We start from the raw sequence: 13,066 nt of genomic DNA, 5'->3' as shown, positions 1-13,066 counted from the left end.
TGGAGAGTCGCGTCATGGATATCCGCGCACCCGAGCAGCAGTATAACCCGTACCGCGTCTATACGCGCGAGGAGTGGTCGCGACTGCGCGACGACACGCCGATGACGCTGGAGCCGGGCGAGTTCGACCGGCTGCGCTCGCTGCACGACCGCCTCGACTTGCAGGAGGTCGAGGACATCTACCTGCCACTGTCGCGCCTGCTGTCGATCTATGTCGATGCGATGCAGCGGCTCTATTACGCGGAGCGCCAGTTTCTCAATATCCGCGACCGCAAGATGCCCTACATCATCGGCGTCGCCGGTTCGGTCGCGGTTGGAAAATCCACCACGGCCCGCGTGCTTCAGGCGCTGCTGGCGCGCTGGTCGCCGCGTCCCAAGGTCGAGCTGATCACCACCGACGGATTTCTGTATCCCAACGCCGTGCTGGAGCGGCAGGGCATCATGCAGAAGAAGGGTTTTCCGGAGAGCTACGACCTGCCGCTGCTGCTCAGCTTCCTCTCCGACATCAAGGCCGGCCGCCGCCATGTGCGCGCGCCGGTCTATTCGCATTTGACCTACGACATCGTGCCGAACCAGTGGGCGGAGATCGACCAGCCCGACATCCTGATCGTCGAGGGCGTCAACGTGCTGCAGACCGGCAAGCTGCCGCGTGACGGCAAGGCCGTGCCCGTCGTGTCCGACTTCTTCGATTTCTCGGTCTATATCGACGCCGATGAGGCCGCGCTGCGGCAGTGGTACATCAGGCGCTTCCTGTCGCTGCGCGACACCGCGTTCACCAATCCGAAATCCTACTTCAACCGCTACGCGCTGTTGTCGGACGAGGAAGCCACCGCCACCGCGATCGCGATCTGGGAACGCACCAACCTCGCCAATCTCGAGGATAACATCCTGCCGACCCGCCCCCGCGCGACCCTGATCCTGAAGAAGGGCGCCGACCACACGGTGGCAAGCGTGGCGCTCAGGCGGCTGTAACCGCTGCGGTCGACGGCTCTAGCCCGTCGCGCGCAGAGTGTCTTTTGTTGCAGACCGACAAAGGGTATTCGGCTATGACCTCCGTAAACGCGAGGGACCCATGGTTGATCGTCTCAGAAACGCCGCCGAGCATCTCGAAGCACCGACCTGCCCGGACTGCCATATCGAGATGAGGTGGTTCCGTTCCGAGCTGCTGGCGGACGAGCCAACCCCGGTCATCGCGCATCTCTTCGTGTGTCCGCATTGCAAGCGCGCGGCCCAGGCAGATACTAAATTCAAGGGCACCGCGACGCCGCCGGCCAAGCTGTCCGCGCCGCGGTTTGCTGCTCACGCCTCATAGCATTCGGGGGGGAACGGATTCGGCGCTCGGCTGACCGCCGGATAGTAACTCGACATGACGATCATTTCCGGACCTCCTGTCGCGCTTTCGAAGCGATGAAGATGTGCCACGCCGTGAGAAACATCGCGGCGACGAGTGGGCCGATGACGAACCCGTTCGCTCCGAACGCCGCAAGGCCGCCTACGGTAGCGAGCAGCACGACATAGCTCGGCATTTGGATCGACTGGCCGACCAGGATCGGACGGAGAAAATTGTCCGCAAGACCGATCACGAAGATCCCGAAGGCGAGCAGGATGATCCCTTTCGTGACTGAGCCTGCCACAAGCAGGTAGAGCGCGACCGGAACCCAAACGAGCGCAGAGCCGAGCACGGGCAGAAGCGAGAGCAGCGCCATCAGGGCGCCCGCCAGCAGTGGGACAGTCAAGCCGAGCACCCAGAAAATCAGCCCGCCAAGCGCTCCCTGAATTAGCGCAACGAGAACGATCCCCTTGATCGTCCCGCGAACCGCCAGGGTGAACGCATTCAGAATCTCGCTGGTGTGGCTCGGCCGGAGCGGGAGCGCGTCGCGGATCCGTACGTTGAGCTCGTCACCATCACGGAGCAGGAAGAACAGCAGGTACAACATCACGAGCAAGCTTGCGACGAACTCCAGCGTCAACTGACCGATGTTAATGGCGTGTCCCGCCAGCTGTTGGCCGGCAGGGACGACCAGACTCGACAGACGTTCCTTCAGGGCCGAAAAATCGATGCCAGCCAGGCGATCCGACAGGGAAGTAGCCCAGGCGGGCAACGCGGATTTCAGCTGCTGCAGGGGATGAGCGAAACTGATCTCCCCACTCTGAGCGCGCTGATACAGCTCCCCACCCTGGTCGATGAGCGAGGCGATGACGACCGCCACGGGGATGAGGACCATGACGATCACGACGACGACAGTGAACGATGCGGCGAGGTTGCGCCGTCCCGGAAGCGTTTCGAGGGCGCGGCGATAGAGTGGCGCGAAGATGATCGCCAGAAGCGTGGCCCACAACAACGCGCCGGAGAACGGCCAAAGTACCCACCCGAATGCCAGCGAGATCGCGGCAAGCAAGACGAGGAATGAGCGGTCTTCCGACGTTCTCACGTGTTCCCTAGCCCTTCTGTTGCCAGAGCATGATCCGGACCCGATGTCCGGCCGTCACTTGTCTGCTTTCGCGGTCCAGTCGGCGAGCTTGATGCGTCCTGCAAGGGTTGCGGGACCCGAGCTGCCAGCCTTGTAGATGAAAGCTTCGCCCTCCTGCACGTCCCCGGCATCCTTGCCGAAGGCATCGGCGATGTTGGTCTTGTGGGTGACCAGGACCGTGTTGGTGCCGGCCTGGGGCGGCGCGTCGACGAGCTGCCGCACGGCCTGGCCTGCCTTTGCATTGGCACCGGTCGGATTTGCCATGCCCGACGCACTCGCGTTGCTGCTGTCCGTCAAGGCGTCGACCGGCTTGACCTCGCGGCCGGAGATCAGTCTGCCCGCCTCGATCGCGCGGTTCAGCCGACTGGTGTAGACCTCGCCGATCGGGATCGCGAGTTCCTTGATGGCCGTTCCGATCTGGCGCGCCATGTCCCGGCCCTTTTCACTGAGCTGACGCTGGGCGCTCATGTCGTCGAATTTGAAAGGATAGAGATCCTTTTGGCCGTCGTCGGTGGCCGTGTGGCGAAACACCAGCACGTAACCGCCTTGCTTGAGCGAGGCGATCAGTTGCGAGCCATCGGCCGCGGCGGCGTGAGTGGAACCACAGAGAAGGATCACGAAGGCGAGGCGGCACAGCACGTTCATGCGAAGTCCTCTGCTTGAATGCCCCTGAGGATGGTGACGCGCGACGCGGTCGATTTCAATTGTCGATTGCCGTCCGAGATCGGGTTCCTATGGAATCCGGATCAAACCGCCAGCTGCCGCGCCGCCGCCAGTCCGGCCAGCGCCTCTTCCAGCTTCTCGCGATCGAGCGGTTTGATCAGGAACCCGTTCATCCCTGCTTCAAAGCAGGCGTAGCGATCCTCCACCAGCGTATTGGCGGTGAGCGCGAGGATCGGCGTGTGGTGGCCGCCTTTGGCTGCTTCATGCGCGCGGATTCGTTTTGTCGTTTCGATGCCGTCGAGCTGCGGCATCTGGATGTCCATCAGCACGAGATCATAGGGCGTGCCGGCCGATGACGCGCCGAGCCAGGATTCCAGCGCGGCCTCGCCATTGATCGCGATGACCACGCGGTGGCCGAGTTTCGTCAGCAGCGAGCGCATCAACAGCGCGTTGATCTCGTTGTCCTCGGCGACGAGAATCGACAGGCCTTTCGCCGGTACCGCGCCGGCGGGTTGAGCCGATGGCTCCGGCGCGAGATCGGGCGATGCGACCTCCGGGGGCAGCGCGAGGCGTGCGGCGAGTGAGGCCGCGCGCAGCGGCTTCACCAGGAAGCCGGTGAAGGCCGGCGAGAGTTTCTCGTGGCGCGAGCCCGACGTCAGCAGCACCAAGCGTTGCGTCGCATGGCTGCGTGCGGCTTCGCCGAGGCGGTCGGCGATGACAGCGCCGAGCGCGCGATCGATCAGCACCGAATGCCATGAGCGTTCCGGAAGCAGCGCTTCCGCCACCGCGGCGTCAGTCACCATGCAGGTCTGGCCGCCCCAGCGCTCCAGCCGCCGCGCGATCAGGGAGGCCTCGATGCCGTCGGCGATCAGCAGGATCGACTTGCCGGTGAGATCGGGGCTGGGGAATGCCGTCTGTTCCGCGCCGGCGAGGGATGACGCCAGCGGTACTGCGACCTCGAAGGTCGCGCCCTTGCCCGGCTCGCTCGTAAGTGTGATGCGGCCGCCCATGCGTTTGACGATGCGCTCGCTGATGGCGAGACCGAGGCCGGTGCCGCCATGGGTGCGGGCGACGCGTTCGTCGGCCTGCTCGAATTCGCGGAAGATGCGCTGTTGCGCGTGTGCTGCGATGCCGATGCCGGTGTCGCGCACCAGAAAACTGATCTCGTTCGGCCAGATGCCGGGCTCGACGATCAGCGCGACGCCGCCGCTCGCGGTGAACTTGATGGCGTTGCCGGCGAGGTTGAGCAGCACCTGGCGCAGCCGCGCGGGGTCGCCGACCACTTCAAGCGGCAGCCGCTCGTCGACATAGGCGGCGATCTCGAGCTGCTTTGCCTGCGCGCGCGGCGCGAGCAGCTCGGTGATGTCCTCGATCAGAGCCGAGAGCGCGAAGGGTCGCTGCTCGAGATCGAGCTTGCCGGCTTCGATCTTGGAATAGTCGAGCAACTCCTCGATCAGTGCCATCAGCGCTTCGCCCGAGGTCTTCACGGCCCTGGCGTAGGTCGACTGCTCCGGCGTCAGCGTGGTGTCGAGCAGCAGCCCGCCCATGCCGATGATGCCGTTGAGCGGCGTGCGGATCTCGTGCGAGGCCATCGCCAGGAAGCGCGATTTCGCCCGGTTGGCGGCGTCGGCCTGGTCGCGGGCGTCGGACAGCGCACGTTCGGTCTCGGTGCGGTCGGTGACATCGCGTCCGACGCTCTGCAATTCGGCGGGCTGGCCGGCGTCGAGGCGGACATAGCCTTCGCGCCAGGCGATCCAGCGCGCGCCGAGCGGAGTTGCGATCTTCTGGTCGTGAATGCGCGTGCCGTTGCTCTCGCGCGCGCTGTCGCCCTGCTCCAGCACGTCGAAATCAAAGCGCGTGCCGACCAGCGCGCCGCGCGCCTGCCCGGCAAGCGCGCAATAGGCGTCGTTGGCGAAGGTGATGCGGCCGCTTGTGTCGCGCAGCACGATCAGGTCGCCCTGCTGTTCGAACAGGCTGCGAGCGCGTTCTTCCGCTTCCTTCAGCTCCCAATTGCGGTCGATCAGCGTTTCGTTGTGGGCAGCCAGCGCACGCATCCGCTTGTTGACGAAGCGCAGGCGCATGCTGAGCGTGGCGAGGCCGAGGCAGGCGAGCGCGAACAGGAAGCTGACGCCGATCGCAAACGCATTGGGATCGTAGCCGGACGTCTCGGACCGGCTGCCGGAGACAAATCCATAGGCGCCGCCGAAGGTCGCCGAGAAGATCATGATGGAGCGGATTGCGAAGGCGATTTTTGGGTACTGTCGCCTGAAGCGGCGCATGCGCACCTTGATCCGGAACGTCCGATCCATCGCCACCGACCCGACTCTTTTCTTAAAACGCTGTGCTCGCTGTCAACGACGATGTGCCGTCGACCTTGCGAACAGTTTGAGGCCCTGCGACCGCCTCCAAACAGGGTTGACGAGGTGTTAACGGCGCAGAGCGAGGCGGTTCAAAGCGAAGCGGCCTGGAGATGGCGGTGGCCGCCGCGGGCGCCGACGATCAGCGCCGCCGCCTCGCGCTGGGAGAAGGTCTTCGAGCGCACATAGACGCGGTAATCCGCCGGCCCCTCACTGGAGAGATAGATCACCTGACCGCCGTCGACGGGCTGCGCCGCAATCGAGATCAGGCGCGTCGAGGGGTTGGCCTGGCAGGACTCCGATTCCGAACCGGGGCCATCGTCGACGACGGCGAAGTCGGCAGCGTCCGCATCCTCGGTGATCTGAACCCGCACCGTGGCGCGCGCGGGATCATCGGTGAAGGCGACATGCACGCCGGCGGTCCAGAACAGCGACGTCAGCTCGACGGAGGTGTCGCCGAGGGCGATGCAGGGATGCGAGACCGATCCGATCTCACTGCGGGCAAACACCGCCGCCGCCAACAGGGGAGCAACCGAGGCCAGGATCTTGAAACGCAACATGACACGCTACTCGCCAGGCCCTGTACGGGAACTGATGGGCCTTATGGTTTGCAGAGCGTAAAGGAAACTCGTTACCGCCGGGTTGATGCCGGTATCGGGGGATGAGAGTCTCGGTCGGTTAGGCGCTTTTGTTGGTTTTTCGCTCGACTTCAGTGAGAACCAAATAGCTGTTCTTGCCAAAGCTGATCGCCCACAGCGCCGCCCAGGCACCCCACCTGTTCCTGACCTCGATCTCGACGGTTTGGCCGGGACTGCTGCGAACGACGAGCGGCTGGCTCCTGCCCCAATCAATGCTCGCATCGATCGTGCAGGTGCCGGCCGGCAGCGTGATCTCCAACACGTCGTTGCGTGCAAGCTTCCCAACGCTGGTCCCGTTGACCCACAGCTCGTACGACCTCAGCCAATCGGCATATTGGGACGCACGAACAAATCTGATGGTGCAGGCATTCGCATCGGTCATGATCAATCTCGGGCATGGTGATGTTGTCGAGAAAGCTGCGGCGGCGCATCGCTCACGCCAGCTGCCGCACATCTTCCGCGAGCGCGCGGTAGGACAGCGCCTCGGCGAGGTGCAGACGGCCGATTTTGTCGGCGCCGTCGAGATCGGCGAGCGTGCGCGCCACCCGGAGCACGCGGTGATAGCCACGCGCCGACAGCCGCATGGTCTCGGCGGCGTCGCGCAGGAGCTTCTGGCCTTGCGCATCCGGCTTGGCGATCTCCTCCAGCACCGAGGCCGGCGCTTCGGCATTGGTGCGAACCTTCGGCAGGCCGGCATTCGCGTAGCGTGCGAGCTGGATGTCGCGCGCCGCCGCCACGCGCGCGGCGACTTCGGCTGAGCCCTCTGCCGGCGGCGGCAGGATCAAATCGGCGGCGGTCACCGCGGGAACCTCGATGCGCAAATCGATGCGGTCCATCAGTGGCCCGGAGATGCGGGCCTGGTAGTCGTCGGTGCAGCGATCGATGCGGCCGCGCTTGCAGGCATAGCCGGGCTCGAACGCATTGCCGCAGCGGCAGGGATTCATCGCGGCGACCAGCATGAAGCGCGCGGGATAGGTGACGCGGTGATTGGCGCGGGACACCGAGACCTCGCCGTTCTCCAGCGGCTGGCGCAACGAATCCAGCACGCGCGGATCGAATTCGGGGAGCTCGTCGAGGAACAGCACGCCCTGATGCGCGAGCGAGATCTCGCCGGGCCGGGCGCGCATGCCGCCGCCGGTGAGCGCGGCCATGCTGGCGGAATGATGCGGCGATCGGAACGGCCGCCGCGCCGTCAGCGCGCCGCCCTCGATCTCGCCGGCAACAGAGGCGATCATCGAGACCTCGAGCAACTCGCCCGGTGACAGCGGTGGCAGGATCGAGGGCAGGCGTGCCGCCAGCATCGATTTGCCGGCGCCCGGCGCGCCGATCATGAGCAGGTGATGACCGCCGGCGGCCGCGATCTCCAGCGCCCGCTTGGCGCTCTCCTGTCCCTTGATGTCGCGCAGGTCGAGCGGCGAGGCAGCGGCTTCATGCACCTTCGGCACAGGCCGCGACAGCACCTGCGTTCCCTTGAAGTGGTTGGCGATCTGGATCAGCGAACTCGCGGCGATGATCTGGATGTCCGGACTCGCCCACGCCGCTTCCGAGCCGCAAGCCGCCGGACAGATCAGGCCCTCCTCGCGCACATTGGCGCCGATCGCGGCGGGAAGAACACCGGCCACCGGCGCGATCGATCCGTCGAGGCCAAGCTCGCCCAGAACAGTGAAGCCGGTCAGCGCATCCGGCGGGATCGCTCCGATCGCCCCCATCAGCCCAAGCGCGATCGGCAGGTCATAATGGCTGCCCTCCTTGGGCAGATCGGCGGGCGCGAGATTGACGGTGATCCGCCGCGCCGGCAGCGCCAGCCCCGAGGCGATCAGCGCCGAGCGGACCCGCTCACGTGCCTCCGACACCGCCTTGTCCGGGAGACCGACGATCGCGAAGGCCGGAAGACCCGGCGCGACCTGCACCTGCACGTCGACCGCGCGGGCCTCGATCCCCTCAAAGGCGACGGTAGAAACCCGCTGAACCATGCCCGAACCAGCCTGCCCTGTTGCACAATTAGGGGTAGCAGAGCGGGCCGGCTCTTGCAAGAACAATACAGGAACATGCCCAGGAGCCGGAAGGCCCTAACTGATCGTAAACACGACGAAGACACTACGCCTCGAATGCAAGCTGCTCTGCTCAGCACATCCCAACGAATGTCCGCTACTCCTAGGGGTGCGGGATGGGCCGTGGTCTAACGGGTGAACAATTCAAATGCTTGCAAATCGCCGGAGAAGCGAACGACGGATGTGCACACGGCTCGCCAAGATTCACTTTGGCGCGGGTTCGCTGCCGCGGGATTGCACGATCACGGATATTTCGGATGGCGGCGTGAAAGTGGTGGCGGAGTTCCTGGAAGTGCCGCCGCAATTCACCATCATCTTCGCGCCCGACTATTCCCGGCAGTGCCGCCTGCGCTGGCGCATCGGCTGCGAGTTCGGCGCTGAATTCACCGACTGAGCCGCGCAAGCGCCCCGCCTTAACGGGACTTTAGCGTTAATCGGTAAGCATCTCTGATCAGTCGCCGAGTGATCAGAGTATGTCCAAGCGTTTGTCCGTCGCCTCTCCTCCGGCGAGATATCTGTTTTCCGCGCTTCTGATCCTGGCTCTTGGCGGCTGTCAGACCACTGGCATCGAGGACATCACCGGCGCGCTCGGCGGAAAGTCGGAAACGGCTGGCAGGGCCGACACCAAGCCGGACGTGAGGCCGGACATGGACGCGCTGCGCGAGCGCTATCGCGCCAAGCCTGGCGATCCCAACGTCGCGCTCGAATACGGCAAGGCGTTGCGCCAGACCGGCCAGCGCGCGCAGGCGCTCGCGGTGCTGGAGCAGGCCGTGCTCGCCCATTCCAGCAACAAGGCGCTGCTCGCAGGCTACGGCCGCGCGCTCGCCGACAGCGGCAGTTTCCAGCAGGCGTTCGACGTCCTCGGCCGCGCGCATTCGCCCGAGGATCCCGACTGGCATATCCTGTCGGCGCAGGGCGCCGCGCTCGATCAACTCGGCCGCAACGAGGAAGCGCAGCAATATTACGCCGCCGCGCTCAAGATCGTGCCGGACGAGCCGTCGGTGCTGTCCAATCTCGGACTGTCCTACATGCTGCAGAACAATCTGCCGCGGGCAGAGGAAACGATGCGCCGGGCGCACGCGCGCAATCCCGCCGATCTCCGCGTGCGCGCCAATCTCGCGCTCGTACTGGGACTGGAAGGAAAGCAGGCCGAGGCCGAAACCATCGTGAAGGCCGACCTGCCGCCGGATCAGGCGGCGGCAAAGGTCACGGCGCTGCGGCAGTTGCTGGTGAAGAAGCAGCAGCGGGCGGAGAAGTAACCCGCCCTCGCGCGTCAGGATGCCTTGCTCAGGATGCCTTGCGATGCGGGGCTGACCCGCGCCCCGACCTACCCTTCAGCTTCTTCAGCAGCGGTCCGAGCAGCGAGCGCTTCGGCTTCTTCACCTCGCCGCGCCCGGCAAGGCGGTTCGCCATGTTCTGGAACAGTTCGGTGGTGCGGTGGCTTTTGGAGACCTCCGCGATCATCTGGCCGTTGTTGGCCGCGGTCGAGAACAGCTTCGAATCGAACGGGATAACCGCGATCGGCTGGCTCTCCATGGTCTTGGCGAAGGCCTTGACCTCGATCTCCGCACGCTTGGGCATGCCGACCTGGTTGATGCAGTAGAGCGGTGGCCGGTCGTTCGGCCGCGCCGCCTTCAACACGTTCAGCATGTTCTTGGTGTTGCGCAGGTTCGCAAGATCGGGCTCGGCCACGATCACGATGTCGTCCGCGTTGACCAGCGCGCGTCGCGTCCAGCCCGACCATTGATGGGGAACGTCGAGCACGATGCAGGGCGTGGTCATGCGCAGCGTGTCGAACACCGCGTCGAAGGCCTCCGCGCCGAAATCGTAGACGCGGTCAAGGGTGGCAGGCGCGGCAAGGAGGCTGAGACGCTCGGTGCATTTGGAGAGCAGACGCTCCATCAGGGCCGTGTCCGGCCGATCCTGCGACAGCACCGCATTGGCGATGCCCTGCACGGGGTCCTGGTTGTAGTCGAGACCCGCGGTGCCGAAGGCGAGGTCGAGATCGATCACGACGGAATCGAGTGCGAGGTCGCGGGCGATGGTCCAGGCCACATTGTGCGCGACGGTGGAGGCGCCGACACCGCCCTTGGCGCCGACCACCGCGATGACGCGGCCGGTGATGATGGTTTCGGACGCCGAGAACAGGCTGCAGATCGAGCGGACGACGTCGAGCGTCTCGACCGGTCCCACCACATAGTCGTTGACGCCGCGGCGGACCAGCTCGCGATAGGGCGCGGTGTCGTTGGGATTGCCGATCACGACCACGCGGGTGCCGGGATCGCAGACGCCGGCGAGGTCGTCGAGGCCCTCGAGGATGTCGCGCGTGCCGTCGGATTCGATCACGATGACGTTCGGCGTCGGCATCGTTTCATAGACTTCGATTGCCGCAGCTAGGCCACCATCCTTGGCGGTGAGATGCGCCTTGGCGAGGCGGCGATCCTGCCCGGCCGCGGTCACCGCGGCGAGCGTCTGCTCGGTCTCGCAAAAGGCCTGCACGGAGATGCGAGGAACCGGCGCAATGTGTTCCTCGGGGTGCTGCGGATCGTCCGCTTCTTCGTCGTGGACGCGTGTCATCTGCCTGTATCGCTGAGTTTGGCCTTGTCGGCGTCTGGATTCATGGTCGCGATCGGCGTGCCCTTACGATAGCGCTCGAAGGCCACGTCACGCCGTGCGTTATAGGCCGGCGTCTCGGATCGCGGCTGCTCGAGGTCGGCCGGATTGTCGATCATGGCCGCGAGGTTGCGCTGGCTGGCGCAGCCCAGATTGAAATAGGGCCGGTTCTCGTTGTAGCCGGGGTCGAGGATGGAGGGGCCGAGATCTTCCGGCCACAGCCCGCAGGGGCCCGCGACCGCGGCGATCCGGGAATAGCTCAGACGGATGGTGGGCAGCAGTCCGGGATCCTCGGGCCGATAGGGATGCTGGACGATGGCACGCGCGGGTACGCCGCCGGAGGCGAGCACGGAACGGATTTCGTGATAGGTCGCTGCCGCCGCCCGCGAATTCGCGGCGTTGACGGGGACGTCGACGACGACCGAGCCGGTACCTTCGCGCACCCAGTCCCGGGCAATGCCGGCGACGTCCGCGTGCTGCGCGGCCGAGAGGCCGCCGCGAGCCTTGCCGACGAAGATCACGATCGACTTCTTGGCTTCCTCGACCGCGATCGGGTGACGCTGACGATAGTCGGTCGGCACCGTCTGGGTGACGACCTCGCCGGTGGTGTTGCACGCGCCCAGCATGACGGAGAGCCCCGTCAGTGCCAGCGCGACGCTCAACTTGCGACGTCGATCGGCCATGGTCTTCGTCATCGCTTCATCCCCTCGTGCCCCGTCTCTTGCCCCGTTCCCAAGCCGTCCGTTCGTCATCAGTCGATGATGAAGCCGAAATCACCGGGCGTGCCCGCGATCGGATCGACGCGGCGCGCGATGCCATAGAGGCGGTTCATGCGGCCGAGTAGCGCGGTCTGGGCATCGGACGCCGGCGCGAAGCCGTCGTCGGGTCGGGACAGCTCCTTCTGAGCCACCGCGCGCACCACATAGGGCGTCACGATCACCATCAGCTCGGTCTCGTTGTTGACGAAGTCCTGGCTGCGGAACAGCGCGCCGATGATCGGCACCTGGTCGACGCCGGGCAGGCCGTTGATCGCCTGTTTGGTCTGCTGCTGGATCAGGCCGGCCATCGCCATCGAGCCGCCCGAGGGAATTTCCAGCGTCGTTTCGGCGCGGCGGGTCTGGATCGACGGGATTGTGATCGAGTTGGTCGAGTTCGAGGACAGCGCCTGGGTGACCGTGATGGCGCTCTGGTTCGACAGCTCGGACACCTCGGTCATGACGCGCAGGCTGATCCGGCCCTCGCTCAATACCACCGGGGTAAAGTTCAGGGAGATGCCGAACTTCTTGTAGGTGATCTGGGTGGTGCAAACGTGGGTGACGGGATCGCAGGCATAGCCGGACGGAATGGGGAATTCGCCGCCGGCGATGAAGGTGGCGGATTCGCCGGAGATTGCGGTCAGGCTCGGCTCGGCGAGCGTGCGCATGACACCGGCACTTTCCATCGCGCGCATCGTGGCGCTGACGGTCGCGAAGCCCTTGGTGAGCCCGGCGACACCTAATCCGTTGTTGCTGACGATCGGTCCGCCGCTGACCGAGAACGGGTTCGAATTGTTGAAGTTCACCACCGCGGTGCCGGCATTCAGGCTGGCGCTGAGATCGACGCCCAACTGCTTGACGATATCGCGGCGCACTTCGCCGACGACGACCTTGAGCATCACCTGGTCGCGGCCGCGCACGACGATGTTGTTGACCACCTTCTCGGAGCCGCCGACCAGTTTGGCGGCGACGTCGCCGGCCTGCTGGGCCTCGACCGGGCTCGACACCGAGCCGGTGAGCATCACGCTGTCGCCGACACCCTCGATCTGCACGCCCGGCAGCGACTGACGCAGCGCCGTGCGCATGCCGTTGAGATCGCGCTTCACCGCGATGTCGTAGGCGGCGACCTGCTGGCCGTCGGCGGCGAAGAACACGACGTTGGTCTGGCCGACCTGTCCACCGATGATATAGGCGCGTTGGGCCGAGCGGATCACGGCATTGGCGATCTTGGGATCGGCGACCAGCACGTCCTTGACGTCGCGCGGCAGGTCGATCACAGCGGACTTGCCGACGCCGAGCGACAGGAAGCGCGTCTTCGCCGGTGCAATCGTCCCGACCGGCGACACATCGAGATCCGCTGCTTGCATGGGCGCCTGGTCGCCGACCGGCGCATCCGCGGCGCTGACGACATCAGGGGCTGCGAGCAGCCCCAGGATCAGCATCGTCCCCGTCCAGACCGAGCGCGCGCGATTCCCCCGAATGCGCATGCCCGTCCGATCATCCCCAAAGTTCATCATAT

General features: G+C 65.4%; 13 protein-coding genes. 4 read left to right on the top strand and 9 right to left on the bottom strand.

All coding sequences use genetic code 11. From position 1 onward, the window contains the following. Positions 1 to 14 precede the first annotated feature (14 nt). A complete protein-coding gene (gene coaA / locus IVB48_RS28635) occupies positions 15 to 971 on the top strand; it encodes a type I pantothenate kinase (protein WP_007598451.1) in 957 nt (318 codons plus the stop codon). 100 nt (positions 972 to 1,071) lie between these two features. Continuing rightward, positions 1,072 to 1,311: a hypothetical protein gene (locus IVB48_RS28630; protein WP_247405168.1), complete on the top strand. Its 240-nt coding sequence runs from the start codon at positions 1,072 to 1,074 to the stop codon at positions 1,309 to 1,311. A gap of 61 nt (positions 1,312 to 1,372) precedes the next feature. Here the strand turns inward: IVB48_RS28630 and IVB48_RS28625 are convergent, their stop codons facing one another. The 6 genes from IVB48_RS28625 to IVB48_RS28600 all read right to left on the bottom strand — a co-directional run bounded on the left by IVB48_RS28625 (position 1,373) and on the right by IVB48_RS28600 (position 8,101). Next, positions 1,373 to 2,431, bottom strand: a complete 1,059-nt coding sequence (locus IVB48_RS28625) for an AI-2E family transporter (protein WP_247285045.1) — start codon at positions 2,429 to 2,431, stop codon at positions 1,373 to 1,375. A gap of 54 nt (positions 2,432 to 2,485) precedes the next feature. After that, a complete protein-coding gene (locus IVB48_RS28620; RefSeq protein WP_247405165.1) occupies positions 2,486 to 3,115 on the bottom strand; it encodes a histidine phosphatase family protein in 630 nt (209 codons plus the stop codon). Positions 3,116 to 3,216: 101 nt separating this feature from the next. Next, the gene (locus tag IVB48_RS28615) at positions 3,217 to 5,442 is read right to left on the bottom strand and encodes an ATP-binding protein (RefSeq protein WP_247405476.1); all 2,226 of its coding nucleotides are present in this window, start codon (positions 5,440 to 5,442) and stop codon (positions 3,217 to 3,219) included. A 140-nt stretch (positions 5,443 to 5,582) separates the two neighbouring features. Then, a complete protein-coding gene (locus IVB48_RS28610; RefSeq protein WP_247405162.1) occupies positions 5,583 to 6,050 on the bottom strand; it encodes a hypothetical protein in 468 nt (155 codons plus the stop codon). A 118-nt stretch (positions 6,051 to 6,168) separates the two neighbouring features. Then, entirely contained in the window at positions 6,169 to 6,510 is a 342-nt protein-coding gene (locus tag IVB48_RS28605; RefSeq protein WP_027566228.1) for a hypothetical protein, read from the bottom strand. Between the two features lie 52 nt (positions 6,511 to 6,562). Then, entirely contained in the window at positions 6,563 to 8,101 is a 1,539-nt protein-coding gene (locus IVB48_RS28600) for a YifB family Mg chelatase-like AAA ATPase (RefSeq protein ID WP_247405159.1), read from the bottom strand. Positions 8,102 to 8,327: 226 nt separating this feature from the next. On the opposite strand from IVB48_RS28600, the gene IVB48_RS28595 reads away from it, so the two are divergent. Both IVB48_RS28595 and IVB48_RS28590 read left to right on the top strand, forming a co-directional pair. Continuing rightward, positions 8,328 to 8,573: a PilZ domain-containing protein gene (locus IVB48_RS28595; protein ID WP_007598461.1), complete on the top strand. Its 246-nt coding sequence runs from the start codon at positions 8,328 to 8,330 to the stop codon at positions 8,571 to 8,573. Positions 8,574 to 8,652: 79 nt separating this feature from the next. Next, positions 8,653 to 9,438: a tetratricopeptide repeat protein gene (locus tag IVB48_RS28590; protein WP_247357374.1), complete on the top strand. Its 786-nt coding sequence runs from the start codon at positions 8,653 to 8,655 to the stop codon at positions 9,436 to 9,438. A gap of 28 nt (positions 9,439 to 9,466) precedes the next feature. Here the strand turns inward: IVB48_RS28590 and IVB48_RS28585 are convergent, their stop codons facing one another. From IVB48_RS28585 to IVB48_RS28575, 3 genes are read right to left on the bottom strand one after another with little or no spacing between them, the layout of a single operon-like run. Continuing rightward, positions 9,467 to 10,756: an AAA family ATPase gene (locus IVB48_RS28585; RefSeq protein WP_106943964.1), complete on the bottom strand. Its 1,290-nt coding sequence runs from the start codon at positions 10,754 to 10,756 to the stop codon at positions 9,467 to 9,469. Further along, a complete protein-coding gene (locus IVB48_RS28580) occupies positions 10,753 to 11,487 on the bottom strand; it encodes a CpaD family pilus assembly protein (RefSeq protein ID WP_027566224.1) in 735 nt (244 codons plus the stop codon). The genes IVB48_RS28585 and IVB48_RS28580 overlap by 4 nt, the downstream gene beginning before the upstream one ends. 56 nt (positions 11,488 to 11,543) lie before the next feature. Then, positions 11,544 to 13,061, bottom strand: a complete 1,518-nt coding sequence (locus IVB48_RS28575; protein WP_027566223.1) for a type II and III secretion system protein family protein — start codon at positions 13,059 to 13,061, stop codon at positions 11,544 to 11,546. Positions 13,062 to 13,066: the final 5 nt, after the last annotated feature.

Origin of the sequence: Bradyrhizobium sp. 76, from assembly GCF_023073025.1 — a bacterium.
Classification (GTDB): domain Bacteria; phylum Pseudomonadota; class Alphaproteobacteria; order Rhizobiales; family Xanthobacteraceae; genus Bradyrhizobium.
The sequence above is the reverse complement of the archived record's forward strand: the minus strand, read 5'-3'. Positions and strand labels throughout refer to the sequence as shown.